Source organism: Prolixibacter sp. SD074 (assembly GCF_009617895.1).
Taxonomy (GTDB): Bacteria; Bacteroidota; Bacteroidia; order Bacteroidales; family Prolixibacteraceae; genus Prolixibacter.
On sequence record NZ_BLAW01000001.1, the window covers coordinates 1,248,479 to 1,274,274 of the forward strand.

23 protein-coding genes are annotated in these 25,796 nt (G+C 45.7%); 14 read left to right on the forward strand and 9 right to left on the reverse strand.

Annotation, left to right across the window (positions count from 1 at the left end; genetic code table 11):
- Window positions 1–12: 12 nt before the first annotated feature.
- The 4 genes from GJU82_RS05515 to GJU82_RS05530 form a co-directional block, all read right to left on the reverse strand.
- Window positions 13–1,839, reverse strand: coding sequence for an efflux RND transporter periplasmic adaptor subunit (locus GJU82_RS05515; RefSeq protein WP_228488580.1), 1,827 nt, complete (start codon window positions 1,837–1,839; stop codon window positions 13–15).
- Between the two features lie 185 nt (window positions 1,840–2,024).
- Window positions 2,025–3,269, reverse strand: coding sequence for a TolC family protein (locus GJU82_RS05520; RefSeq protein ID WP_153631234.1), 1,245 nt, complete (start codon window positions 3,267–3,269; stop codon window positions 2,025–2,027).
- Complete coding sequence (locus tag GJU82_RS05525; protein ID WP_153631235.1) at window positions 3,266–7,096, reverse strand: efflux RND transporter permease subunit; 3,831 nt, start codon at window positions 7,094–7,096, stop codon at window positions 3,266–3,268. Before GJU82_RS05525 ends, GJU82_RS05520 begins: the two co-directional genes overlap by 4 nt.
- 122 nt (window positions 7,097–7,218) lie before the next feature.
- Entirely contained in the window at window positions 7,219–7,611 is a 393-nt protein-coding gene (locus tag GJU82_RS05530; protein ID WP_153631236.1) for a hypothetical protein, read from the reverse strand.
- 263 nt (window positions 7,612–7,874) lie between these two features.
- On the opposite strand from GJU82_RS05530, the gene GJU82_RS17395 reads away from it, so the two are divergent.
- Window positions 7,875–8,168 (forward strand): hypothetical protein, encoded by a 294-nt coding sequence (locus GJU82_RS17395; RefSeq protein WP_228488581.1) that lies wholly within the window; start codon window positions 7,875–7,877, stop codon window positions 8,166–8,168.
- 229 nt (window positions 8,169–8,397) lie between these two features.
- Here GJU82_RS17395 and GJU82_RS05540 read toward each other — a convergent pair whose 3' ends face one another.
- Complete coding sequence (locus tag GJU82_RS05540; protein ID WP_153631237.1) at window positions 8,398–8,817, reverse strand: MarR family winged helix-turn-helix transcriptional regulator; 420 nt, start codon at window positions 8,815–8,817, stop codon at window positions 8,398–8,400.
- A 203-nt stretch (window positions 8,818–9,020) separates the two neighbouring features.
- Between GJU82_RS05540 and trxA the strand changes: the two genes are divergently transcribed.
- The 6 genes from trxA (at window position 9,021) to GJU82_RS05570 (ending at window position 15,525) form a co-directional block, all read left to right on the forward strand.
- Window positions 9,021–9,389, forward strand: a complete 369-nt coding sequence (gene trxA / locus GJU82_RS05545) for a thioredoxin (protein ID WP_153631238.1) — start codon at window positions 9,021–9,023, stop codon at window positions 9,387–9,389.
- Window positions 9,390–9,407: 18 nt separating this feature from the next.
- Complete coding sequence (locus GJU82_RS05550; RefSeq protein ID WP_153631239.1) at window positions 9,408–9,833, forward strand: OsmC family protein; 426 nt, start codon at window positions 9,408–9,410, stop codon at window positions 9,831–9,833.
- Window positions 9,834–10,118: 285 nt separating this feature from the next.
- A complete protein-coding gene (locus tag GJU82_RS05555) occupies window positions 10,119–11,480 on the forward strand; it encodes a TrpB-like pyridoxal phosphate-dependent enzyme (protein ID WP_153631240.1) in 1,362 nt (453 codons plus the stop codon).
- Window positions 11,481–11,696: 216 nt separating this feature from the next.
- The gene (locus GJU82_RS05560; protein ID WP_153631241.1) at window positions 11,697–13,367 is read left to right on the forward strand and encodes a formate--tetrahydrofolate ligase; all 1,671 of its coding nucleotides are present in this window, start codon (window positions 11,697–11,699) and stop codon (window positions 13,365–13,367) included.
- A 94-nt stretch (window positions 13,368–13,461) separates the two neighbouring features.
- Entirely contained in the window at window positions 13,462–14,331 is an 870-nt protein-coding gene (locus tag GJU82_RS05565) for an NAD(P)-dependent oxidoreductase (protein WP_153631242.1), read from the forward strand.
- A 183-nt stretch (window positions 14,332–14,514) separates the two neighbouring features.
- On the forward strand, window positions 14,515–15,525 hold the full coding sequence (locus GJU82_RS05570; protein ID WP_153631243.1) for a CAP domain-containing protein: 1,011 nt from the start codon (window positions 14,515–14,517) through the stop codon (window positions 15,523–15,525).
- A 94-nt stretch (window positions 15,526–15,619) separates the two neighbouring features.
- Here GJU82_RS05570 and GJU82_RS05575 read toward each other — a convergent pair whose 3' ends face one another.
- The 4 genes from GJU82_RS05575 to GJU82_RS05590 all read right to left on the reverse strand — a co-directional run bounded on the left by GJU82_RS05575 (window position 15,620) and on the right by GJU82_RS05590 (window position 18,932).
- A complete protein-coding gene (locus GJU82_RS05575; RefSeq protein WP_228488582.1) occupies window positions 15,620–16,246 on the reverse strand; it encodes a rubrerythrin family protein in 627 nt (208 codons plus the stop codon).
- A 95-nt stretch (window positions 16,247–16,341) separates the two neighbouring features.
- Entirely contained in the window at window positions 16,342–17,754 is a 1,413-nt protein-coding gene (locus tag GJU82_RS05580; protein ID WP_153631244.1) for a cell wall metabolism sensor histidine kinase WalK, read from the reverse strand.
- 23 nt (window positions 17,755–17,777) lie between these two features.
- A complete protein-coding gene (locus GJU82_RS05585; protein ID WP_153631245.1) occupies window positions 17,778–18,452 on the reverse strand; it encodes a response regulator transcription factor in 675 nt (224 codons plus the stop codon).
- Window positions 18,453–18,482: 30 nt separating this feature from the next.
- Window positions 18,483–18,932, reverse strand: coding sequence for a DUF2231 domain-containing protein (locus tag GJU82_RS05590; protein WP_153631246.1), 450 nt, complete (start codon window positions 18,930–18,932; stop codon window positions 18,483–18,485).
- Between the two features lie 562 nt (window positions 18,933–19,494).
- Here GJU82_RS05590 and GJU82_RS05595 point away from each other — a divergent pair.
- The 7 genes from GJU82_RS05595 (at window position 19,495) to GJU82_RS17660 (ending at window position 25,359) form a co-directional block, all read left to right on the forward strand.
- On the forward strand, window positions 19,495–20,442 hold the full coding sequence (locus tag GJU82_RS05595; RefSeq protein WP_194830972.1) for a 1-phosphofructokinase family hexose kinase: 948 nt from the start codon (window positions 19,495–19,497) through the stop codon (window positions 20,440–20,442).
- Between the two features lie 5 nt (window positions 20,443–20,447).
- Window positions 20,448–20,891 carry an HPP family protein gene (locus GJU82_RS05600; RefSeq protein ID WP_194830973.1) on the forward strand — a complete coding sequence of 148 codons (444 nt, stop codon included), beginning with the start codon at window positions 20,448–20,450 and terminating at the stop codon, window positions 20,889–20,891.
- A gap of 11 nt (window positions 20,892–20,902) precedes the next feature.
- Window positions 20,903–22,201 (forward strand): SLC13 family permease, encoded by a 1,299-nt coding sequence (locus GJU82_RS05605; RefSeq protein WP_153631249.1) that lies wholly within the window; start codon window positions 20,903–20,905, stop codon window positions 22,199–22,201.
- Between the two features lie 269 nt (window positions 22,202–22,470).
- Window positions 22,471–23,307, forward strand: coding sequence for a S1 RNA-binding domain-containing protein (locus GJU82_RS05610; protein WP_153631250.1), 837 nt, complete (start codon window positions 22,471–22,473; stop codon window positions 23,305–23,307).
- 264 nt (window positions 23,308–23,571) lie between these two features.
- Window positions 23,572–24,270 (forward strand): TrkA family potassium uptake protein, encoded by a 699-nt coding sequence (locus GJU82_RS05615; RefSeq protein WP_153631251.1) that lies wholly within the window; start codon window positions 23,572–23,574, stop codon window positions 24,268–24,270.
- 40 nt (window positions 24,271–24,310) lie between these two features.
- Window positions 24,311–24,838 carry a potassium transporter TrkG gene (locus GJU82_RS17655; RefSeq protein WP_153631252.1) on the forward strand — a complete coding sequence of 176 codons (528 nt, stop codon included), beginning with the start codon at window positions 24,311–24,313 and terminating at the stop codon, window positions 24,836–24,838.
- A complete protein-coding gene (locus GJU82_RS17660; RefSeq protein ID WP_153631253.1) occupies window positions 24,796–25,359 on the forward strand; it encodes a potassium transporter TrkG in 564 nt (187 codons plus the stop codon). Before GJU82_RS17655 ends, GJU82_RS17660 begins: the two co-directional genes overlap by 43 nt.
- Window positions 25,360–25,796: the final 437 nt, after the last annotated feature.

A 25,796-nucleotide genomic window follows, 5' to 3' on the forward strand; every position in this document is an offset into this window, starting at 1 on the left:
AATACCAAAATACTACCTGATAGCGTCGCGGGTTTCGCCGCAGGTCAACATGTCCGAACCAAAATACGGGTTGCGGATATCGGCCGATTCGCTCAACCAAAAAGCTCCTTTGTTATTTAGCGCCATTGGGCAGAACTGGTAATAGGCAGTTACGCCTGTCAGGCCGAACCGTTTCACACTTTCGTAGAAAGCTTTGTTAAAGTTTGCAAAAGCTGCTTTCTGCTCATCCGGTTTTACCGTCGACGCTATTTTGGCAATGTTGGGCTTCATCACGTTCAATTGCTTCATCCATTCAACATGGTTGTCTCCTTTCAACTCTTCCATATTAACTTTTCCCAACGCGGACTGAACCGCTTTTGCATCGGCTTGAACTTTATCAAACTCTTTCGCGACAAAGGCATTTTTCATTTTCAGATAGGCCTTGTAAACGTTGGTAAGCTGTTGCTTAAATGCGTCAGAGCTATTTGTATCAGACGATTTTTCAGGTGTTTCCGCTTTCGCGGAAGAGGTTGATTTACTTCCGCCCATATCCATTCCGGGCATACTTCCCGCGCCCGAATCGCCGCCTTCGGGGTTCATCATGCTGGGCTTACCGGCCAATTGCGCCGAAGCGTCGATTTTGAATACACCATTTACGGCTATCTCTTCACCTTCCTTCAGCCCGTCGGCAGCTACATAGTTACCGCCCGATTCGGGACCCAGTGTAATTTCCCGCATCTTAAAGGTCGGTTCCTTTCGGTCCGGGTCTTTGACATACACAATGGAGCGTTTACCCGTCCAAAGAACCGCGGTTTTGGGGATCAGCAGCATTTTGCCACTTTCAGCCCGTTGTGAAGTGACAATACCATTCGCAAACATTTCGGGTTTCAGCTCCAGGTCCGGGTTATTCACCTCAACCCGAACGTGTGCCACGCGTGTTTTGGCATCGATAAACGGATCGATGTAAGTCACCTTCCCGCTAAAGGTTTTTCCCGGTAGGGATGACACGGTAAACTGTATCTTGTCCTTGTTTCGCAACCACGGCAAATCCGTTTCATAGGCATCGAACATCACCCACACATCGGTGAGGTTGATGACCTCAAACAGGCTCGAGCCGGTTTTCACGTAATCGCCAAGCGACACCTGCCGTTTGGTCACCGTACCCGAAATGGGCGACATTACTTCAAAATCTTCCTGAATGGTTCCTTTCTGTTCGATGCCGTTAATTTGCACATCGGTCAGGTTCCATAACTTCAGTTTATTTCGGGCAGCCCGGTACAAACCGGGATTGGTATCCTTGTACTGAATTGCTTCCAGCAACTCCTTCTGGGCCGTAATCAGGTCTGGCGAATAAATCAGCGCCAACTTTTCTCCTTTTCGCACGTGTTGCCCGGTAAAATTGACAAACAACTTATCGATTCGCCCGCCGTAACGGGCTGTCAACTCTGCGATGTTTCGCTCATCGGGTTGTACCTTACCCAGCAAACGAACTTCTTTTGCGGGATACCCTTTTTGAACGGTCAGTGTCTGGATATCGGCCAGCTTGATCGCCGCGTCTGTCATCTGGATTTCATCCGGCGAAGCCGTTTTGGTAGCGCTCAGCTCTTGCAAAGGAATCAGATCCATGCCGCAAATGGGGCATTTCCCCGGGTGGTCCAGGCGTACCTGCGGGTGCATGGAGCAGGTCCAGATGGTCGCTTTTTCTGCTCCGGCCACTACCTGTTCGTGATTGTGCGTTGATGGTTCGGTGGCATTTTTCCCACTTCCGTGGAAAAACAGCCATCCAACCAGTAATCCGGCTACTACCGCGATACCGATACGGTACCCCTCTTTTTTCGACAGGTTAATATATTTTTTCATCTGTTTAAAATTTTTTTATCTCTGAACCTGTTGTGTGAAATTCAACACGGTGAAGATTTTTTCAGGCCTTTTGCCTTATTAACCCTGAAGGGGAGTCATGAAAAATCAAGGTTTCCCTTTGTGTCCAGGGGTAAAAAAGCTTGATTTTTCTTCATCTGAATTAATTTCACACAATGAGTTGTCATTTATTTACCCCTTAAGTAATCGATAAAAGCGACTGAAGCGTTGCAATCGGCACGCGCCTTATCCAGTTCCATCGCATATTTCAATACCTTGCGTTCCATCCGCAAAACCTCTTCAAAGTTCTTTCCGTCGGTAGAATAGGACGATTCGAGAATGTTCAGCGAACGATGCGCCAGGCTCAGCTGCTCACGGAAAAGGGCAACCCGCCTAACCGCATCCTGGTAATCGCGGTCCGCCCGCTCCAAAACTGTATTCAAGGTATTTACCTTATCCAGTTTCTGATTGGTAGCCGCTTCTTCCCTGAACTCCGCTTCCTGCACCATGGCCTGGTACTTTCTTCGGTACAGTGGAATCGTAATTCCCACCGATGGGAAAAAAGCGTCCTTCCCGGCGTCAGCGCTGGTCATCGAACCTTTGCCTACAAAAATGTAGTTAAACCCAATCGAAAATTTTGGGCTGCCGGCTTTGCGGGCTGCTTCCTGTTCGGCCTGATAAGCCGCCATCAGGTTATCCAGCCTTTTTATTTGATGGTTTTTCAGGTTTACGCTGTCGGCAATTTGCTGCATGTTCAACGTCAAATCATTCACCCACAACGTATCCGGAATTTCCACGGTAGCATGCCGATCACGGTTTAAGCGGTTGTTGAAGGCTACCTGCTGTGTTTCATAGTTATCCTGCAAATATGCCAGTTGATTTTCCAGCTCACCGATTTCCATCTGCAGGCGGTACTCGTCTACCGTGGAAGCCATTCCTGCTTCTATCTTCACCAACGCCAGTTTTTTGAATGACTGCAGCAGCTTCAAATTCTCCTTAGTAATGGCAATCGACCTTCCGGTGAAATAGAGATTGAAGTAATTGGAACGCAAATCGTAGAACAACTTCGATTTCGCATCCTCAAAAGCTTCGTATTGGGTTTGCGCCATGTTGGAGGCCACATTTTCGCGGGCTTTTAATGTTCCAAACCACGGAAATACCTGGCTGGCTGAAACCGTCGCCTTTTGCGGACCGCGCCGGGTTTCGACCGGTTGAATGAAATAACCGAACATCACTTGCGGATCGGGCAAGGTTCCTACCTGCGGCACTTTTTGAAGCGCAGCACGGTAGTCATTGAATTTGGCTTTCAGTCCCGGGTTGTTTTCCGCTGCCTGCACCAGGTAATTGTCCAGCGCTTCCTGCGCCGAAGCTTTTTCCTGCGAAAGCAGAACCGCAACGAACAATAGCGGGATGATATAGATTAATCGCTTCATGGTTCAATCGATTTTTGTTTTAGTGTTCCCTTCAACTTGCGTTCCTGCCACATGCTATACAGAACCGGAACCACGAACATGGTCATTACCTGGATGAGCATACCGCCAAACGACGGAATGGCCATGGGAACCATGATGTCGGACCCTTTCCCGGTAGAAGTCAATACCGGTATCAGGGCAATAATCGCGGTGGCTGCTGTCATCATCGCGGGACGAACCCGTTTTTGACCGGCGTGCAGCACGGCTTCCCGCACCTGTGCGATGGTTTCGGGTTTCTCTTTCGCAAATATCTGGGTGAGGTAGGTCCCCATAATTACCCCGTCGTCGGTTGCAATCCCGAACAGGGCGATAAATCCGACCCAAACGGCCACACTCAGGTTGATGGTGTGCATCTGGAACAGGTTTCTCATACCGATGCCCGCCACACTGAAGTTCATAAACCAAGGCTGGCCATACAGCCATAACATAAGGAAACCACCGGCAAACGCGACGAAAATACCGCTGAATACCATCGACGAGGTTGTCACCGAACGGAACTGGAAAAAAAGAATCAGGAAAATTACCAACAGCGAAATAGGGACAACCAGCATCAATCGTTTGGTGGCCCGCACCTGGTTTTCGTAATTTCCGGTGAATTTGTAACTCACGCCGGCCGGCACTTTGAATTCGCCGTCATCGATTTTCTTTTGCAGGAATTTCTGTGCACTTTCCACGACATCCACCTCGGCTTGTCCCGGCTCTTTGTCAAAAATAACATAACCATCCAAAAAGGTGTTTTCACTTTTGATCATCTGCGGACCACGTATGTACTTTATATCAGCCAGTTCGTTCAGTGGGACCTGAACGCCTGTTGGCGTCGGGATGAGTATATTCTTCAGATCATTCGGGTTGTCGCGATATTCGCGGGCGTAACGCACCCTGACGGGGAAGCGCTTTCGGCCTTCCACTGTTGTGGTCAGCTTCATTCCGCCAATCGCCCCGGAAAGGTATGATTGCATATCCTGAATGGTCAATCCGTAACGGGCAATCGCATCCCGGTCGATGTTGATTTCCAGGTAAGGTTTTCCAACAACCCGGTCGGCAAATACCGACTGTGGTTTGATGCCGGGAACCTCTTTCAGGAATTTCTCCAGTTCGAAGCCAACCTTCTCAATGGTTTTCAAATCGGGCCCAAACACCTTAATGCCCATCGGTGCCCGCATACCGGTCTGTAACATGACCAGCCGGGTCTGTATGGGTTGCAGTTTCGGAGCGGATGTTAATCCGGGCACGGAAGAGGCATTAACGATGGCTTTCCAGATATCGTCTGGCGATTTGATACTATTGCGCCATTGGCGGAAATATTCACCGTTATCGTCTTCAATTAGTTGGCTGCGCTTAATGAGCCGGTAACCGTCCTTCGGATTGTACGTGGTCCCATCCTTTAGGACGAAGGCATCATCCTTATTCACTTTAAAGCGCATGCGGTGACCATTTTCATCGAGGATATACTCGGGACGGTAGTTAATAGTATTCTCAAACATGGAAATCGGGGCCGGATCGAGAGCTGAATTCACACGTCCCCATTTGCCCACAACCGTTTCCACTTCCGGAATGGCGTTCACACTTTTATCGACCTGACGAATCACATCCAGGTTCTCCTGAACACCGGAGTGCGGCATGGTAGTAGGCATCAGCAGGAACGAACCTTCGTCGAGCGACGGCATAAATTCCTTCCCGATTCCGGGGAACGAATTGTCCAGCGAAGTCCAGAGGCTCGTGGTTCGAATATTCCATCCAATTTTATTCATGGCAGATGGAATAAAAGAGAACGTTTTGTCGAATCCCTGCCAGGTAACAATACCAAACAACACCAGTGCAATCGGTATGCTCAGAAATTTCCATTTGTTCGCCAGGCACCATTTCAGGATGACCGGATAGAAATGGACAATGGTCATCAGAACGCCTAACACTACACCGATAATCAGGGAGACGAACAGGAAATTCACAAACAGACTGTTCCGGGCCCCAAGCGGCATCCATTCGGTAGACAGGTAATAAACGACAATCACTACCGCGATGGCGATGTTGATCCACGTAACATATTTGCGCTTGTTTTCCGGCCAACGGTATTCTAACAGGCCATTTACACCGAAAGCCAGCAATGCCAATGCGACCCATGAATGATAGATAATCGGGAATAAAATACCCGCCGCAACTAAAGCCGAATACCAAACCCGGCTGGTCCTCTTTTTATCGAAACGGATGCCAAACAGGATGTGTGCCATCGCCGGAATCAGTATAATGCCAATTCCCAGTGAGGCCAGCAATGCGAATGTTTTGGTAAACGCCAAGGGTTTGAATAGTTTTCCTTCGGCCGCCTGCATCGAAAACACTGGCAGGAAACTAACCACTGTCGTTGCCAAAGCGGTAACAACGGCCGAAGCAACTTCGATAGTCGCATTGTAAATCACGTTTAGTAAATCGCGTCCACGGGCATCACGGTTCTCGGGCATCTCGAGGTGCCTGACGATGTTTTCCGTAAACACAATTCCCACATCAACCATTACTCCAATGGCAATGGCAATACCGGAGAGGGCGACAATATTCGCATCCACGCCAAACTGCCGCATCACGATGAAAGTAATGAGCACCCCGATGGGTAACAGGCTAGATATCAAAAGAGAAGCCCGAAGGTTTAAAACCAGCACAATAACCACAATGATACTGATAAGAATCTCGTGCGAAAGCGATGATTCCAGTGTTCCCAGTGTCTCTATAATCAGGCCGGTCCTGTCGTAAAACGGCACGATGGTTACTTTCGATACCGTGCCATCTTTCAGTGTTTTCGACGGAAGTCCGGGGGATATCTCTTTAATTTTCTCTTTCACGTTATTGATGGTCTGCAACGGATTGGAACCGTAACGGGCAACCACGACTCCCCCAACCGCCTCGGCACCATCTTTATCCAAACCGCCACGCCGGGTAGCAGGTCCAAAAGTAACATGCGCCACATCTTTAATGCGGATAGGAACATTGTCATGAACGGCAACAACACTCTCTTCCAGGTCGTGAATATTCTTGATATAGCCCAAAGCGCGAATCATGTATTCGGCCCGGTTGTACTCAATGGTGCGGGCCCCAATATCGAGGTTGCTTTTCTTCACTGCGCCCATGATTTGCCCCACATTTACGTGATTGGCCTTCATGGCGTTCGGGTCGATATCGACCTGGTATTCCTTCACAAAGCCGCCTATGGAAGCCACTTCCGAAACTCCTTTGGCAGACATTAATCCATATCGGACGAAGTAATCCTGGATGGTTCGTAATTCCTGCGGATCCCATCCTCCCGTCGGATTCCCGTTTTTATCCCGTCCTTCGAGAGTATACCAGTAAACCTGTCCCAGGGCCGTTGCATCAGGCCCTAACGACGGTGTGACACCGTTGGGTAAAGTACCTGGCTGAAGCGAATTTAACTTCTCCAATATCCGGGTACGGCTCCAGTAAAAATCCACATCATCGTCGAAAATAATATAGATGCTCGAAAGCCCGAAGATGGAGTTACTACGGATCGTTTTTACCCCGGGTATCCCCAGCAGGGACGTGGTTAGCGGGTAGGTTATCTGGTCTTCCACATCCTGTGGCGAACGCCCCGGCCACTCGGTATAAACAATTTGCTGGTTCTCACCCAAATCGGGAATCGCATCAACCGGGACCGGATCGCGCGGCAGAAAGCCTGTATCCCATTGGAAAGGTGCGGAAACAATACCCCAGGCAACAAATGTTAGAAGCGCCAGAAAAGTGACCAGTTTGTTCTCTAAAAAGAATCGTATGATCTTGTTCAGCATGCTCTTATTATTAAGCAGTCAATAATTGATTTACAGAATAAACAGTACAACTAACGCGCCGCCTCCTGAAGGCAACCGATAGTTACACAACAACCACATAAGGCTGTTTTAATTACTGTAAATCAACAGAGAAATACTTGCGTAAGGGCACACCTATCCCCTGCATCATAAAGGGGAAGACTGGCCTGATGAGTATCAAAGGAAGTTTGAACTTCTAAAACAACAGCTAGTTCGAAAGCAGGGACCACCATCACCGGAGCGACAAAATTCATTACAGGAGCCTGAAAATCGGTATCGAAATTCGATGCCAGAAAATCATTGACCACCTGATAATGTTCATGGGTATCTGCGCACCCATCCATGTCATGATGTTCGGCTGTACAGCAGGATTGCGCATCAGCATACACTGCCACATCGAACAATTGACCATGTGAATAATGTTTGTTGATCGTGACCCCGATTGTTGAAGCTAAAAGGATCAGGGCTGTAAGGATATGTCCTGTTTTTCGAATCATATTATGCGGGACAAAGCTATTGAATCCAATCAGCAAACACAACATATAAATGTTATAAAATGTTTAAAGCACGATTTTTAGACGCTAGGTATCCTATTAAAGAAAATTACAAAAGGCGGCACGGGGACCGCTTTCCCCATTACGACAAGACACCACGCAATTGACTTTCAAATGCTGTTTCATAGCATCAATAGAATAACCTAATTATAAACTTCGATTCGATATTATTGTTACATAATATTGAACATTCATTTTTCCTACGGATGAAATCACCCAGGCTTTCTGCCACCAAATCGGTTGTCAGACTGGGTTTGGTGCAATGGCAAATGCGCTCCTACCAAACCTTGGATGAGCTATTCGAACAGGTGGAATTTTTTGTGGATGCCGTTTCCGGATACAAAAGTGATTTTGCTCTCTTCCCGGAATTTTTTAATGCTCCGTTAATGGCAAGATATAACGATTTGGACCTACTGAAAGAACTCCACTATTTTGGAGCTGTCCGCAATTTGAAAGACCCCCGCTCCGACTTGTATGAGTTGAATCTGAACAACGAATAGCAGAAGAGGACTGAAAACTGACGGGTGCAAAAAGATTGCCCAAACCCGTGGTTGGATATGAATTGGAACGTGCTTACAGTCAAGTGGGTTCGCCACCAAAGTCATTGGAAAATTACCGGAAAGGACTCGAAGAAATGTCGAGTATGCAAAGGAAAAATCAGGAATCGATACTGATAGAATACTACACATAGTTGAATTCCCCGAGGTTAATTTACCCGCGGGGAATTCACTATTTTAATGTCGTTACAATCTTTGTGACAAGTTCGCTGAATTTCTTCATATCAGTGTCCGGCATAATCTCCATCAACTGCGCCTCACACTCCTGCCGGCCCATGTCAATCCGCTCCTTAACCTTTTTCCCTTTTTCAGTCAGATTTAATGTAATAGCCCGGCGATCATTCGGATCGACTTCCCGAATAAGGAAATCGTTGTTGACCAACTTATCCACCACCCTGCTCACGCGCGAAGGTGACAAATTCATGTTCTTGGCCAACTCAGGACTGCTAATCTTCTCGCAGTTATCCAGCGCCGAAAAGAACAACAATTCCGATTGCGAAAGTCTTAAATCATCCATCAAACGTTGATCTACCGAAGCACATTTGCGCCTCAGTTCATATATCATAAACATGATCCCATTTCCGTTCTCCATTGTATTTCAATTTTTTCGATTCTTTTCCGGATACAAAAATACAAATAAAGCAATTATTCACAAGCACATATTTTGCTATTAGCAACTTTCCCCTCAAAAAATTTGTTTTTTCAAAATCAGTACTTACTTTTGCATCGAAACTTTTGCTATTGGCAATATTTGAAATAAACAATATCTAGAAACCAAAAAAAAAAGTAAACAAAATGGCTTTAGAATTTTTAACAAAAGACACCTTTAAATCAAAAGTATTTGATTTTGAAAATAATAAGGATTGGAAATTTGAAGGCGATGTGCCTGTTATCATCGACTTCTACGCTGACTGGTGCAATCCATGTAAAATGGTAGCCCCTATTCTGGAAGAACTTCAGGAAGAATACGGCGAAGACAAACTGAAAATATTTAAAATTGACACCGAAGACCAGCGCGAATTGGCTGCAATGTTCGGAATCCAGAGTATTCCTTCACTGCTTTTTGTGCCGGTTGAAGGTCAGCCGCAAATGGCTATGGGCGCGCTTCCCAAAGACACATTTGTACAGGCGATCAGCGACGTACTGAAAGTAGAGGCAAACTAATAAAAACAGCATTGTTTTATGAAGCATGAAATAGGAATTTCCTGGAAAGAAGACATGGCTTTTGAAGCCGAAGTCAACGGGCATAAAATCATGCTGGACGCGGACGAAAAAGTTGGAGGCAAGGATTTGGGCCCACGTCCGAAGCCGTTAATGCTGACTGCCCTGGCAGGCTGTACCGCCATGGACGTTATTTCCATTTTGAAAAAGATGCGGGTTACCCCCGATAATTTTGATGTAACAGTATCCGGCGAACTGAGTGAAGAGCATCCGAAGGTTTATACCAGCATGCACATCACTTATCAGTTCTGGGGAAAAGATTTGCCCATGGAAAAGCTTGAAAAAGCGGTAAATCTTTCACAGGACCGGTATTGTGGCGTATCGGCTATTTACAAGCAAGCGCTTCCCATTACGTCATCTATCGAGGTGAACCCGGAAAGAAAATAACTGTTACAGAAAAATAAATTTTAAGTCGCAGCACAGTTCATTCTTGCTGCGACTTTTTCATTTTTATTTCCATCCCTGTCGTCATTCCTCCAATAGATTTCAAGTCATTATTTGCTTTCCTTGTTTTTACTTTTCGCAATTTTTTTTACTTTTGGCAAGATACATTTTCGACACATTATAAATCTTTTATGATGCGAAAATGCATCACCAAGTTGTATCTTTAAAGTTGTTGATGAAAAGTACTCTTACTTCTCGTTCAACACCATTACCACTAAACCACTTACTATGCTGCAAAAAAAAATCTTTCTCGACGAATCGGAGATGCCACGGCAATGGTATAACCTGGCGGCTGATTTGAAAATGAGCCCTCCCCTCGGACCTGATGGAAAGCCCATTTCGCCCGAAATGTTGGCACCCGTTTTCCCCATGAACATTATTGAGCAGGAAGTGAGTACCCAACGCTGGATTGATATTCCAGAAAAGGTTCTGGAACTACTTTCCATCTGGCGTCCCAGTCCGTTGGTTAGGGCTTATGCTTTGGAAAAAGCGTTGGGAACTCCGGCAAAAATCTATTACAAAAATGAGAGTGTATCCCCGGCCGGAAGCCACAAACCCAACACAGCTGTTGCCCAGGCATATTACAACAAGGAGTTTGGCATCAAACGCATCACTACTGAAACCGGTGCCGGGCAATGGGGAAGTGCGCTCTCATTCGCCTGTTCCCTGCTGGGGCTTGAGTGCAAAGTTTTTATGGTACGGGTAAGTTTTGACCAGAAGCCTTTCCGGAAGATGATGATGAATACCTGGGGTGGTAAATGTATTTCCAGTCCGAGTATGGAAACGGAGGCCGGCCGTGCCGTTCTGGAACAAAATCCGGATACGCCCGGAAGTTTGGGGATTGCCATCTCCGAAGCCATCGAAGCAGCTGTTACCGACCCAACCGGTGAAACCCGCTATTCGCTGGGTTCAGTTCTAAACCACGTGATGTTACACCAAACCATTATCGGTTTAGAAACAAAGAAACAACTGGCCAAAGTGGGCATCAAAAAGCCGGACGTGGTTATTGGATGTTGCGGTGGTGGAAGCAACTTTGCCGGACTCTCCTTCCCGTTTGTCAACGACAAAATTAACGGCGCCGACATCGAGATTATTGGTGCTGAACCCGCTTCGTGCCCGACATTAACCAAAGCTCCCTTCTTATATGACCACGGCGATATTGCCAAAATGACCCCGCTCCTTCCGATGCACAGCCTCGGACATACATTTATTCCGGCCCCTATTCATGCCGGCGGACTTCGTTATCACGGAATGGCGCCGTTAGTCAGTGCCGCAGTAGAGGCAGGTTTGGTAAATCCGGTTTCTTTGCACCAGAACGAATGCTATAATGCCGGTGTATTTTTCGCTAAGACTGAAGGGATTATTCCGGCGCCGGAAACCAATCACGCAATCGCGGCCACTATTCGCGAAGCGTTGAAAGCTAAAGAAGAAGGCAAAGAAAAGACCATTGTTTTCAACTTCTCCGGACACGGATTGATGGATCTGATGGGTTACGATAAATACCTGCGCGGGCAGCTAACTGATTTTGAATTACCCGATGAGGAAATTGCCAAAACGCTCGATCTTTTGAAAGATTATCCCAAACCATAACTGACGAAAGGGAGGCAATGGTTGCCTCTCTTTTTTGCTCTCCATCCGGCTTTAGGTTCCTTCCGACTTTTCTTATCCGTAAAATTGCTGACAGATGACATTGTCTCCGTCCCATTCTTTCGTTATGTTCGTACTATGCCGAAATTTCACCATAACCAATAAGGGCAACTTTAGCAACCGGCGTATCCGGAAAACCATAAAACGAACGAAATTCACATGAAGACTGACATTGAAATTGCACACTCCGTGAGCATGATGCCCATCGCATCGATTGCGAAAAAACTGGGCATTGAATTTAACGATTTGGAACTGTATGGAAAGTACAAGGCGAAAATTCCACTTCGGTTTATCGATAAGGAAAAGGTAAAACAGCATAAGCTGATTTTAGTTTCGGCCATCTCGCCCACACCTGCAGGAGAAGGAAAAACCACTGTTTCCATCGGGCTTGCGCAGGCGATGAACCTCCGGAATTATCAAACAACTGTTGTCTTGCGTGAACCATCACTTGGGCCAGTATTCGGCATCAAAGGAGGCGCTACGGGAGGCGGATGGTCGCAGGTACTACCGATGGAAGATATTAACCTGCACTTTACCGGCGATTTTTCGGCGATAGAAAAAGCGCACAATCTCCTGGCTGCCTTAATCGATAATAATCTACAGAACAAACAATATTCGCTGGGTATCGATCCCCGCACAGTGGAATGGAAGCGCGTGATGGACATGAATGACCGGGCGCTACGGCAATTGGTTTTGGGCCTGGGCGGAACCAGCTCTGGTGTTCCCCGCGAAACTGGTTTCGATATCACCGCGGCTTCCGAAATCATGGCCATATTGTGTCTGGCCGACAATATTGAGGATTTAAAAAAGCGTTTGGGCAATATCTTCATCGGATTTACCTACAGCGGTGAACCTGTCTATGCGCGCGATTTAAAAGCTCAGGGTGCCATGACGGCACTGCTGAAGGATGCTATCAAACCTAACCTCGTACAAACCATTGAAGGAACTCCCGCCATTATCCACGGCGGACCGTTTGCCAACATTGCGCAGGGAACCAACTCCATTATTGCTACACGAATGGGACTTTCTCTGTCCGATTATGTAGTGACGGAAGCAGGATTTGGTTTTGATTTGGGTGCCGAAAAATTCATCGATATCAAATGCCGTTACGGTGATCTGCAACCTTCGGCAGTTGTTTTGGTTGCCACCGTGCGTGCACTAAAATACCATGGGGGCGCTCCCGCCGGTTCGCTGAAGGAGGAAAACCTGGAGGCATTGCAAAAAGGTTTTGCCAACCTCGAAAAGCACATCGAAAATATGCTGCAGTTCAAGGCTTGTCCGGTAGTCGCCATTAACCGTTTTACTTCGGATACCGATGCAGAAATCAATTTGATTGTGGAAAAATGCAAATCGATGAGTGTAGACGTATCTCCCATTAATGTATGGGGCAAAGGTGGAGAAGGTGCACTTGAACTGGCAGATATCATTACCCGAACATGTGAACGATGCGAGAATCAAATCACTCCGCTTTATGACTGGAACTGGGATGTTCAGAAGAAAATCGAGACAGTCGCTAAACGAATTTACGGAGCTGAGGCCATCGATTTTACCAGTCAGGCAAAAAAGGATTTAAAAAAGATTGAAAAGCTGGGGCTTGACAAACTGCCGGTTTGTATTGCCAAAACGCAAAAATCGCTTTCCGATAATCCGGCATTGCTGGGCCGCCCGAAGGATTTCGTGGTAACGGTACGCAACATAGAAATTGCATCGGGCGCAGGTTTTGTCATCCCCATTACGGGAAACATTATGCGAATGCCCGGATTGCCTGCCAAACCAGCTGCAGAAAATATCGATATCGACAACGAAGGAAATATTACCGGTTTGTTCTAAAACGCGTTACCTAACCAACAAACCTTTGCTTTCCTGTTCAGTTATTAAATAATGAAAGACAAATTGATTTAGTTAAACTCAAAAATATTGTGCTATGAAAATCGCATTTATCGGATTAGGAATTATGGGAAGCCGGATGGCTAAAAATCTGGTAAAAGAGAATCTGGATGTAACGGTTTACAACCGGACGCGCTCAGCCGCCGACCAACTGGTCAAACTAGGCGCCACTATGTCTAAATCGGCAGCTGATGCTGTTAAGGACGCAGACGTGGTCATTTCGATGCTCTCAACGCCAGGCGTGGTTCACGATATTGCCTTTAGCGACTCAGGTTTTGTTAAACACATGAAGCAAAACGCTCTTTGGGTGGATTGCACGACTGTCGATCCCGGTTTTTCGCGCGACGCCGCAGCCAAAGCCAGAAGCTACAACGTCCGCTTCATGGATGCACCGGTAAGCGGAAGCAAAATCCCGGCTGAAAAAGGTGAACTCGTATTCCTGGTAGGTGGGGCCGCTCATGACATGCAAGAGGTTCAATCGCTATTCGATATCATGGGAAAGAAAACAGTTCACGCTGGGGATACCGGAATGGGAACTTCACTGAAAATGTTGGTCAATTCACAACTGGCCCAAGCCATGGCCGTTTTTGCCGAGTCGGTTGTTTTGGGTGAAAAGATGGGGTTCTCCCGCGACTTTCTGCTCGAGTTCCTATCAGCCCTGCCGGTAACGCCTCCATTTATCAAGGCAAAAGCCGACAAAATTAAATTGAACGACTATTCGGTTGAGTTTCCTTTGGAGTGGATGCAAAAGGACCTTCACCTGCTTGGATTGACTGCATATGACAACGGTGTGCCACAATTTATGGCATCGGTAGCCAGCGAAATTTATGCATCGGCAAAAGCAGACGGTTTTGCCCGGGATGATTTCTCCGCTATAATTAAATCGCTTGAAAAACGGGCAAAATAGATGAATTTCCCATACCTTAAATTAGATCGAAGAGACAAGACAATACGAGGAACCGGGAATGAAAAAGGGGCGATGTTGAGACATCGGTCCCTTTTTTTGCGTCATTCAAATATGCGTAAGACCGTATTTCATCCAAAAGGCCTGATATTTGTTGTTTAGTTACGGGCTATTTATTTAACAGGCATGAAAATCATTCCATTTTTTGCTTTACTTATTGTTTCCTTCAATCTCTTTCACGGGATTGCGTTGTTCCAAAATGTGCCAGGACCTGAAGTTACTTTGGACCAAAAAATCAGGGCTTATCATATTTCACGGGAAAAATTTGCCTACTACCAGGTCCTGAACAACAAAGAACACCGGTTAGGTACCTACCGGGATGACGATTTAATGCTTTTATCAAAGATCATCCTGCTACAGCGCATCAACGAAAGCCGGGAAAAATATCATGTCCCTTCACTGAAACTGGATATTCTGGCCAGCCGCGTAGCCAACAAAATGAGCCGCGAATCGTGTGACAATGGCTATTATGGCCACTGGAACCTGGCCGGTGAGAGACCTTACCACCGATACGCTTTTGCCGGCGGTACCGACCATTTATCGGAAAATGCTTCTGCTTTAATTACGACCGGACGGATTTCGCCTGATTTCGACGATATTGTCAAATTAATGGAGAATGCTCACTCTGGTTTCATGGAAGAGAAGGCCCCTGGTGATGGCCACAAGCAAACAGTCATCGGCCCGTTTCATAACTACGTTGGAATTGGGACAGCCTGGTGCGGGCAAGGCTTCCGGTATTACGAAGAATACCTCGACCGCTATCTACAGTTTGGTCCGTTTCAGCAAACCATCAAAAAGGGAGAAACGGCTGCGATACAATTCCGATTGCTGGATAAGAAGCTTTACCCGTATGTCATCATCGGCTACTATGAACCGCCGCTGAAGCCCATGAGCCGCGCCCAAATCAACCGATTGAACAGCTACAATGACTTCACCGAAGCGATTGCCTTCCAGTTATGGCCCTGGGAAATTCCATCCGCCAATCGCGACGGTTATATCACTCTCCGGAAACGCTTCACCAAAAAAGGGCTGTACTACATTCAGGTTTATCTGAGTAAAGAACCATATCAAGGTGGAAGGAGAGCCAGTAGCCGTGGAAAAATCCAGGCTTCAGGAATTGTCATCAAGGTAGAATAAAGAAAGGCTTCCCTGAATAAACAGGAAAGCCTTCATCTCAATTAATCAACCAATCGTTTCAGTAGCACTGCAACAAAATGATTTTTTCCAACATTTAAAGTTTCAGTGTAACAAATTTTTCATTCGGCGTCATGCAAATACCGCAACGGGCTGGACCTTGTCCGGCATAGGTGTTGCCACAGACCAAACAAACCTGGTAAAGCGACGGCATACTATTTACCTGATTATTATCCAATGAATTAAGTGCATTTTCATACAACTCTTTGTGCTTTTTCTCTGTCTGGAATGCGTAGTTGAATGACATCATGGCGATGTTTACCTTTTCGTTCGATGCATCTTTCAAAAAGTTAGGATACATCGTTGCCACCTCGTACGATTCTCCCTCGATGGCATTCTTCAAATTTTCACGCGTACTTTTCACATCAAACTCCGGATTTACTTCCGGAACTTCGGCACCCAACTGCTTCAATGCCGATTGATGGTTTCCTGCGTGGACTTTTTCGGCTCTCGAGGCAGCGTCAAATAACAATGCAATTTTTGGATAGCCTTCTTCTTTTGCCTTTTTGGCGAAAGCCGCATACTTGGCATGTGCTGTGCTCTCACCCGTGAAAGCGTCCTGTAAATCTTTCACGGTTTGTGTATTTTCTGCTGCAAAAGCAGGTGTAATCCCCAGCATTAATACAAATGCCAGTAACAGGGAAGAAATTTCTTTTTTCATCATGGTCAATATCTGTTTTGTTTTTTGTTTATTATGAGAACAAATCTAACACACCAATCATAAGACTTGTCTAAAGAGAAACTTAAGAACAGCTTAAATCAGATAAAAATATCCGTTTCTACACGATTTTCTTGAGGAAAGTACAAGGTAAACCGGGTACCTTTTCCGGGCCCACTCTCCACTTCCGGCCGAATGTGCAGCAATCCGCAAAATCGACGGACCAGCGCCAGGCCAAGGCCATTACCTTCGATAACGGAATTCCGGGATTCGTCAACACGGTAAAAGCGGTCAAAAATCCCATTCAATGCATGTTCGGGAATACCGGGACCTTCATCGGCTATCGTCAGGCTGGCAATTTTTCCCTGTTTCTTCAGAGAGATAGATATTTTTGAATTGGCCGGACTGTATTTAATGGCATTCGTAATCAAATTCTCCACAATTTGCTCTACCATAAACCGATCGGTTTGCAGAACAATCTCCGGTGTCAAATCCAGTGCTAACTGTAAATTATTTTCAGCAAACCGGCTTTCGAACCGGGCCAGGACACCTTCCAGCAAATCCTGAACACCGACATTCGACAAATTAACCGGAGCTTCATCCCCTTCGTACCGGGCCAGCAGTAAGAGCTTGTCCACCAAATCCGACATCCGGTTCACTTCGGATAAACTGCTACTGATTTTTTCGATGTAATATTCCGGCTCACGATTTTTCCTCAGCATCACCTCCAGTGTTCCCTTCAAAATAGAAAGTGGTGTCCGCAATTCATGGGAAGCATCTGATGTAAATTGCTCTTCGCGAATTACGGCATCTTCCAGTCGTTCCAGCAATTGATTGATTGTCTGGGTGAGCGTATAAAGTTCGTCTTTGTGCAAAGGCAACGGAATGCGTTCACTCAAATTCTCCCTGCTTATTTTTTCTGCTGTTTCGGTCAACCTGTACACCGGATGGATACTTCGGCGGGCAATGAGGCTTGTTGTAAAAAAGAGCAGCACCAGGACAATCGGAAACGCCAGAATTAATACGCCTCGTAAGTTCCTCATGACAACCAGGGTACCTTCGATCGGAACAGCAATTTCGACGTAGCCTTTCAATTCATTCAACGAATCAAAAATCGGTGACTGCAATTGCCGGACCGGCTGTTTGGAAAGTGTGCTGTTAATAAAAAACCGCGTTTTCCGGTGCATATAAACATTCAGCGAATCACCGGACAGATTAGGTGTGCGCCGCACAATCTGTCCATCCTCATCACTCACCTGTATAAAGGTAGGATTTACCTCAACCTGCCCATGTTCGTTTTCGTTCCACTCATAACGATTGGTAAAGACAATTTCGTCACTCAACAATACCACATCACCGTTTAATTCATTTGCTTCTGCTGTCAGTTCCGAATCGAGATGCCGATATACACTTTGATGTACCACCATGTATATGAAAAAAAACACCACCATCGTCAAAATTGCAGTGGTTCCCATGTAATACAGAGCAATTCGGTTGCTATAGCTAAGTCTCATTCGTAGGTTTCGTGTTTGTGATTTTAGTCCTCCTGTATAATGTAACCGACACCACGGATGGTGCGGATAAATCCAGGCTCATCTTTCTGATCGATTTTCTTTCGAAGAGAATTGATGTACACATCAATCACAGACGTATCATAATCGAAATGGATATCCCACACATGCTCAATTATCCGGGTACGGGAGCAAGCCTTACCCTTGTTCCGAAGCAAAAATTCCAACAACGCGAACTCTTTTTGCGTTAATTGAATTTCTTCCTCACCACGAAAAACCCGATGCGTATTCAAATCCATGACCAATTTTCCGGTACTTAAACGGGAAGTTTCGCCTGAAGGCTCGCGTAACTGAACCCTTATCCTGGCCAACAACTCTTCAAACGAAAAAGGTTTTCGAATATAATCGTTGGCTCCCATTTCCAGCGCGAATACAGCATCTTGCACGGTATCGCGAGCTGTCAGAAAAATGACCGGCATTTGCAGGCCTTCTTCACGAATCTGCCGAACAATCTCCACACCGCTCATCCCGGGCAACATCCAATCGACCAGTAATAAATCGTACTCTTCACCATTATCCATAGCCATCTCCTGTCCCTTAATTCCATCTTCTGCTACATCAACGGCGAAAGATTCTTCTTCGAGGCCCTCTTTCAGGAACCTGGCAATACCAGGCTCATCTTCAATGACCAAAATACGCATAGTGAACCAGACTAGTTGTTAGATAAGGTATTAGTTGTTTCCGAAACTGAGTTCGACGCCGGCAGCATGTTTGTATACCAACTCACCTCCATAATATCCGGTACGGGCAACTGACAAAACGGTCGCGAGAAAAAAAACCAGTGCCAAAGTTTTTAATGCACCCCTGTATTTTTTAAACCAAACCAGAACAATCCGAAAAGCCGAAGTGATTAAGGCGAGCCACAATGTCAATGTTCCGGCATCTTCGTGCACTTCAACGGCTTGTCCCAATGCGCCCGCTTCAATGCCATCACCTGCCATGTGCCCGGTAATAACTGCAGCAATTGCCCCGAGCGTTCCCAAAATTAATAAATAAAATCCGGCACGGGTAAAGAATTCCTTCTTTACAAACAGCCCAAGGACATCTGAGAAAAATCCAGCCAGTAACAACGCAATGGGGAAGTGTACCAACATAGGGTGGATGTGCGAAATATCAATCATAACGTTTAGTTTTTTAATGAATTTAAAATGTTAAAACTAACAGGGAATAACTTATTCTGCCGCGTCATATCAAGTTGTATATTTTCGGAAATTAAAATCATAAGTAAAATCAAGGCGACTGTAACTTGCTTAGTTTCTGATAAAGAAACAATAGCTAGTCTTAATTGGTTCTCTATATAAACTTAAAATATGCTTAATTCTGTATAGAGCAGAATAAAAGCATGGCATACATCTTGCAAAGGAAAAAATTACAACGATTCCGGACCAGCTCATCAATCCCCTGAAATACCGGCAAACACTAATGAAAGGGTTGAAAATTATCAAAAAATCCTCACCGTCATATCTTATTGTTGCCCTCGGCTTCGACACGGCCAAGCGAAGATGCCTACGCTATTTCCTACAGGAAGGATTCTTCGGGCTGTAACATACTGTTTCATCGTTTTCTTCTCTATGTTGTATAACTCCTTAAAATCCTCCATGTTACCGGTTAATGATGATTATTTTCCTTAAATTTATACGTAATAGCTTGCTTTCTCATCCAACCAAAACCGGGAATTGCCTTATGATACTAACCGTCACATTAAATCCGGCCATTGACAAAATTCTAATCCTGAACGGGTTTGAAATTCATAAGTTGCACCGGCTCGACAGCCGGGAAATGAGTATGACGGTTCCCGGGGGGAAAGGCGTCAACATTGCTTTGAACCTGAAAATATTGGGCGATGATACGATAGCAACAGGCTTTGCCGGTGGTCATGAAGGACATTTACTTTGTGACTCTTTGCGGCAACACGGCATTACAACCAGTTTTATCTTTACTGAAGGTTCCACCCGTACCAATACTTCCATTCTGGATACGCAACATGAAACGCTGACCGAAATAAACGACTTTGGACAGGAGATTCCGGAAGACGACCTGGTATTCTTGCTGGAAAGCTATGAACGACTTCTCAATCGGGTCGATATGGTTGTCCTGGCTGGTTCGCTTCCCAAAGGTGTAATCGAAGATGTGTACCGTCAAATGATTGTCATGGCCCAGGGGCACGGCGTCAAAGTGGTTTTGCATGCCGCGCCCAAATACATTGACCCGTTAATTGATTACGGACCATTTCTCATCAACCCGGATATGCGCAGTTTCCATCATTTCATGGGCCGTCCGCTCGATGGTATCGGTGCATTCCTGCAAGCAGGAAGAGAAATCATTTCCTACCAGAAGGATACAGAGTTTGTTATTTTCACACACCGGATTGAAAATGTCGTGGCGGTTACCCGGAAACAGTCTTACATTTTACGTCCCAAAGATTTAAAAATTGTCAATATGCTGGGCTATGCCGATGCTTACCTCGCGGGATTTATTCATGCCTACCGGCAAAATCTCACGACGGCTGATGTTCTCCGGTACGCATCAGCTGCCGGGCTGACCAACATCGAAGCGCTGTACAAAGAGATACGCAATACCGGGCAAATTACGGCCAACCTTGAACGCATTGATGTGGAGGAAGTATCATGAACAGGGTGAAAGATTTCATATACAGGGATATTCTGTCAGTCAACGAGCATTCGGATTTGCGGCGGGTCATCATCACCATGAAGCGGCACAGGATATGCGCTATTCCAGTTGTCAATCAGTTGGGAGAATATGTAGGCTGCATCAGTGAACAAGATATCCTCAATGCATCGGTCCCGCACTACATGAAATCGATGTACAATACTTTTTTCATGGCCGATTTGGACCACATCGTCGGACATTTACATGATTTGTTGGACGAAGAAGCAATTAAGTTCACTGATTCAAGCTATCCAACAGTGACACCAAACGATTCCATGTCGTATGCTGCCGATCTGCTATTCCGATCAAAAAAAGCAGCCTTACCGGTCCTGGAAGGAAAATTGCTGATAGGACTGATAACGCGAATCGAAATACTAACCGTATCCCTCAATGGAAACAAACTAAGCTAAGGAGGCAACTTATGACGGAATTCCTAAGCTGGCATCTTGACACCATCCATATCATCACCACCCTGGTTATCTTCATTCTAACGTTTGTATTCATTACAACCGAAACACTTCCTAATGCCATTGCAGCCATGGTTGGGGCCTTTCTACTGGTGGCCTTTCATATCATCAACCAGGAAGAAGCTATTGATGCAATAGATTTTGAAACTATCGGTTTGCTTAGTGGTATGATGATGACAGTAGCCGTTATGCGAAAATCCGGGTTGTTCGAGTACATCGCTATTAAGAGCATTAAACTTACTGGCGGAAGCCCGTGGCGGATTCTGGTGGTCCTGTCTATCGTTACCGCGATTTTGTCGGCATTCCTCGACAATGTCACGACCGTTTTAATCATCGTCCCGTTGACTTTCGCGGTAGCCGACACCCTGAAAATTAATCCAATGCCGTTGCTGATCTCCGAAATACTCTTTTCGAATATCGGTGGGGCTGCAACACTGATTGGCGATCCGCCTAACATCATGATAGGTGGCGCTACCAACCTCGATTTTATGGACTTCATTCAAAATAATACACCGGTTATTCTTGTTGTTTCTGTTGTTACTTTTTTCCTGCTCCGCTTGATCTACCACAAAAAGCTGGCCGGTTTGGTAGCCGACAAAGAGAAGATTCAGGCTTTCGACGAAAAAAGGGCCATCCAGAACAAACGTTTTTTCTACACTACACTGACCGTCTTTCTCGTCATCATCACACTATTCATCACCCATCAAGTGCACAAGATCGACCTCGCGACATTAGCCATTGGTGGTGGTTTTACCATGATGATGGTGACCAAACAGGACCCCGGGGAAATACTGAAAGAAGTAGAATGGGCCACGCTTTTCTTCTTTATTGGCCTGTTCATTATTATTGGTGGCCTCGAAAAAACCGGCGTCATCAGCTTCCTGGCAGACAAAATGGTAGAAGTAACTCACGGAGAAGTAGAACCGGCGGCTCAACTTGTGCTATGGATGTCGGCATTGTCGACCACCTTCATCAACAGTATTCCTTACACAGCTACAATGATATCGGTGATCCAGGAGATGGCTATCAATCCGGGCCAGAGTATTGAACCCGTCTGGTGGGCATTGTCTTTAGGGGCATGTCTGGGTGGAAACGGGACCTTGATTGGTGCTGCTGCTAACATTATTGTAGCCGGATTTACCCAAAAAACGCCCTATCCAATAAAATTCAAAGAGTATTTCAAGATCGGCTTCCCGTTGATGCTGGTCTCCATTGTTATCACTTCATTGTACCTGTACATACGTTATTTCTAAGGGCTGTTACTTTCCATATTTATTGGAAAGTAATCAACTATTTTCGTTCGTTGCAGCCGGGAAATTGGACCTAATTTGCACCGTTTATTATGAGGAACCCTTACAGAACTCTTTCTAAGTTGTTCGGTTCACGAATAAACATCCTTCATTTTTTTGTGTCGAATAACATTCTGCTACGTCGTTATCTTTTGTTTTTTCGAAGAGTGCAATAATCTTATAGTTCCCGGTTCAAATTAAACCGTACCTTTGCCGCAGCATAAACGATTACTATGAACAAACTCGGAACATTTCAGGCGCTGGAGGTAATGCGCCTGGTTGATTTTGGCGCTTACCTCGATGGAGAGGAACTGGGCGATATTTTACTTCCCAAACGGTACATGCCCGAAGGTTGCAAGCCGGGCGACTTCCTGGAAGTATTTATTTACCTCGACTCGGAAGATCGCATCATTGCCACCACCGAAGAACCGCTGGCTACTGCCGGTGATTTTGCACAACTAAAAGTAGTTTCAGTAAACCAGGTAGGCGCTTTCCTTGATTGGGGATTGCCGAAAGATTTGTTGGTTCCCTTCAGCGAACAAAAAAGCAAAATGGAGGAAGGCCATTGGTACACCGTTTATGTGTATGTCGACGATGAAAGCCGCCGGATGGTGGCTACCACGAAGCTGGATAAATACCTCGACAATGTTCCCCCGGAGTATCATGCCGGGCAGGAAGTGCAGCTTATGATTCACAGCAAGACGGACATCGGTTACAAAACCATTGTAAACAACATGCACTGGGGAATGCTGTACCAAAACGAAGTGTTTCGCCCGTTGAAAAGCGGAGAGCAACTTCCGGGCTATATCAAACAGGTGCGTGAAGACGAAAAGCTTGATGTAAGCCTTCAGAAACCCGGCATTGAAAGTGCCATGGACCTCTCCGACAGAATTCTGTCTATGCTAAAAGAGCAAGGTGGTTTTTTGGCTGTTACCGATAAAAGCTCGCCGGAAACAATCTATTCCTTCTTCGGCGAAAGCAAGAAAAACTATAAAAGGGCGGTTGGGATGCTGTATAAAAAGCGAATCATCACCATGGAGCCCGATGGTATCCGCCTGAATGAGGAGTAAATAAAATATCGCCGCCGTTCTGAACAGCATTCCGGTTATTGGGGTAACTTTATCCCGACAATACTGAATCCGCTACGCGAAAATCGCCCGGATCGTAAGCAGTGCTCCCGGCTGTATAAAATAGTTCTGAAGGGTTTAAAACAGAAACTCCTTAAAAACTATTCCCTTAAGACATACCCCGTTTTTCTATATTTCATTTTAACCCTTTCTGTTTGGCTGTTCGGACGATTATCGGCTAATATTCATTACATAAAATAAACAGCCATGGCGAATTCAACCAGCAAGTTTGCGATAATTGGAATGGGGCAATTCGGGCATGCGCTTGTCAGGAACCTTACTCAGCGCGGCGCCGAAGTTTTGGCTATCGATATCAATGAGCAACTGATCGATGATATAGCAGGGGAAGTTGCCTACGCCGTAGCCCTGGATGCCACCGATCCGAAGGCGCTTACTTCTCAAAATATTAGCGATTACGATGCCGTTGTGATAGCTATCGGTGCCAATTTCGAGCAACTGACACTGTGTGCTGTCACCCTGTTGGAGTTAGATATCAAGCGGATCATTGCCCGGGCAACCGGTCCGGTTCAACAAACGATTCTCGAAAAAATCGGTATCCGCGAGGTGCTCATTCCCGAAAGTGAAGTAGCGACCATTGTCACCGAAAAGCTGTTGAATCCGAGTATTGTTTCCTACCTCGAATTACCCGACGATTACCGCATCGTCCAGATGAAACCGCCCGAAGTAGCCATTGGGCGTTCTATTGGGGAGCTGGACCTGCGTGACCGCTATAATCTCAGCCTGATAACCATTACCAAAGAGCTGGAAGTAATTAAAAACGGCCGGGTCATACTGGAAGAACACATCAATATCCCCAATTCGTCTACCGAAATCGGGGAAGATGATTTTATGCTCATCTTCGGGCAGCAAGAGGATATTGAACGCTTTCTGGAAATTAACGAATAAAAAGCTGTCCGGCGGAAGTCATCACCTGAAGTAAAAGTGCATGAAGCCCATTTTTTCAAAACAACAACTTGAAAATATCAATACTTTCCGGTACAACATCCGGAGGGTAATCAATAGCATTATGCCGGTAGCCCGGATACTGGTTTCGCTGGCAGCTATGGGAAGTATCATTTACTACTATGGTTTTCCACAAACCAGCGATAAAATCTTTTCATCGGTTTTCCATGCTGTTTCCTCCTTCAACAATGCCGGCTTTTCTCTCTTCACCGATAATCTGAATGAGCAGGGCGTTCGGAATGCATACGGCCTGCAACTGATGGTTGCCGCACTGGTGATTACCGGAGGTCTTGGTTTCATTGCCTTGCAGGATATTCAGAAAAAAATGACTTTCCGGAAAAAGAAAAACATGCCACACCATCCACTGCAGGTCAACACACGATTAGTTCTCTGGGTAAGTGGCATCTTACTTTTTATCGGGACAGTTGTTTTCTATGTACTTGAAAAAGACACTGTGCTGAAAGGAAAATCACTTGGACATGCCCTCATCACCTCCTTTTTCAATCGGTAACCGCACGCACGTCCGGCTTTAACACTGTCGATTTCGGATATGTTGGCTTGCCCATGCTCACCATATTCATGTTCCTGATGTATGTCGGGGCTTCACCCGGTTCCAACGGTGGCGGAGTCAAAACCACAACGTTCGCCGTCATTATAAAATCAGCCATCGACACGCTCAGAGGTAAGAAAAATGTGGAATTTTTCCGCCGGACCATATCATTCAATAATATTAACAAAGCCTACTCGCTGGTGCTGTTTTCAATATCACTGATTTTTTTATCGGCCTTTTTGCTCAGCATTTTTGAACCCAAAACCGATTTTGTCAGATTGCTTTTTGAAGAGATATCAGCCTTTGCCACTGTGGGACTTTCCACCGGCATTACGGCCGGCTTATCCGTTACCGGGAAAATCATCATCATCGTTTCGATGTTGGTAAGGCGCGTTGGCCCGTTGACGTTGGCGCTTGCACTCAGTAAAAAGGCCATGTATACCCGCTACCGGTATGGCCGTACCAATGTGATGATTGGGTGATACAAAATCAATTCTTCGATTTAATAAAAACTGTCATAAGTCATAAATGTGGCATTTAGCCAGCATTTGATTATCTTTGTAAAATAAATGTCCAGCCGGATATCCTGTGGTAGATTTATTTACCGGGAACGACCGGAATGATGACAGAAATATCGTTTTTATTCGAGACCGCAATACTACATATCATAAGAAGGCTACGAACGCTTTTCCTAACTCTGTTCAAATACCTCACACAAAACAGGGTGCGTTCGAAAGTAATCCTTTTATGCGTTTTGAATACCGACAAACTCAATCCCCGCTTTCAATCATTCTGTTCATACTTCCTGCGTTATTCGCCGTCTGCAGTCTGTCCTCCCGGGCAATTGGCCCCATAATTTGTCTGTTGCCATTTCTTTGACGGCAATCAATTATGGTTCAATAAACTATGTTTAACAAAA

What these genes read in the sequence shown, in the direction of transcription:
- GJU82_RS17655 (WP_153631252.1), top strand. Translation starts at nt 24,311, where the DNA reads ATGAAGCCCATTTTTTCAAAACAACAACTTGAAAATATCAATACTTTC.
- GJU82_RS05540 (WP_153631237.1), bottom strand. Translation starts at nt 8,817, where the DNA reads ATGGAGAACGGAAATGGGATCATGTTTATGATATATGAACTGAGGCGC.
- GJU82_RS05595 (WP_194830972.1), top strand. Translation starts at nt 19,495, where the DNA reads ATGATACTAACCGTCACATTAAATCCGGCCATTGACAAAATTCTAATC.
- GJU82_RS05570 (WP_153631243.1), top strand. Translation starts at nt 14,515, where the DNA reads ATGAAAATCATTCCATTTTTTGCTTTACTTATTGTTTCCTTCAATCTC.
- GJU82_RS05515 (WP_228488580.1), bottom strand. Translation starts at nt 1,839, where the DNA reads ATGAAAAAATATATTAACCTGTCGAAAAAAGAGGGGTACCGTATCGGT.
- trxA (WP_153631238.1), top strand. Translation starts at nt 9,021, where the DNA reads ATGGCTTTAGAATTTTTAACAAAAGACACCTTTAAATCAAAAGTATTT.
- GJU82_RS05605 (WP_153631249.1), top strand. Translation starts at nt 20,903, where the DNA reads ATGACGGAATTCCTAAGCTGGCATCTTGACACCATCCATATCATCACC.
- GJU82_RS17395 (WP_228488581.1), top strand. Translation starts at nt 7,875, where the DNA reads ATGAAATCACCCAGGCTTTCTGCCACCAAATCGGTTGTCAGACTGGGT.
- GJU82_RS05610 (WP_153631250.1), top strand. Translation starts at nt 22,471, where the DNA reads ATGAACAAACTCGGAACATTTCAGGCGCTGGAGGTAATGCGCCTGGTT.
- GJU82_RS05525 (WP_153631235.1), bottom strand. Translation starts at nt 7,096, where the DNA reads ATGCTGAACAAGATCATACGATTCTTTTTAGAGAACAAACTGGTCACT.
- GJU82_RS05555 (WP_153631240.1), top strand. Translation starts at nt 10,119, where the DNA reads ATGCTGCAAAAAAAAATCTTTCTCGACGAATCGGAGATGCCACGGCAA.
- GJU82_RS05560 (WP_153631241.1), top strand. Translation starts at nt 11,697, where the DNA reads ATGAAGACTGACATTGAAATTGCACACTCCGTGAGCATGATGCCCATC.
- GJU82_RS05615 (WP_153631251.1), top strand. Translation starts at nt 23,572, where the DNA reads ATGGCGAATTCAACCAGCAAGTTTGCGATAATTGGAATGGGGCAATTC.
- GJU82_RS05580 (WP_153631244.1), bottom strand. Translation starts at nt 17,754, where the DNA reads ATGAGACTTAGCTATAGCAACCGAATTGCTCTGTATTACATGGGAACC.
- GJU82_RS05550 (WP_153631239.1), top strand. Translation starts at nt 9,408, where the DNA reads ATGAAGCATGAAATAGGAATTTCCTGGAAAGAAGACATGGCTTTTGAA.
- GJU82_RS05520 (WP_153631234.1), bottom strand. Translation starts at nt 3,269, where the DNA reads ATGAAGCGATTAATCTATATCATCCCGCTATTGTTCGTTGCGGTTCTG.
- GJU82_RS05565 (WP_153631242.1), top strand. Translation starts at nt 13,462, where the DNA reads ATGAAAATCGCATTTATCGGATTAGGAATTATGGGAAGCCGGATGGCT.
- GJU82_RS05530 (WP_153631236.1), bottom strand. Translation starts at nt 7,611, where the DNA reads ATGATTCGAAAAACAGGACATATCCTTACAGCCCTGATCCTTTTAGCT.
- GJU82_RS05585 (WP_153631245.1), bottom strand. Translation starts at nt 18,452, where the DNA reads ATGCGTATTTTGGTCATTGAAGATGAGCCTGGTATTGCCAGGTTCCTG.
- GJU82_RS05590 (WP_153631246.1), bottom strand. Translation starts at nt 18,932, where the DNA reads ATGATTGATATTTCGCACATCCACCCTATGTTGGTACACTTCCCCATT.
- GJU82_RS05575 (WP_228488582.1), bottom strand. Translation starts at nt 16,246, where the DNA reads ATGATGAAAAAAGAAATTTCTTCCCTGTTACTGGCATTTGTATTAATG.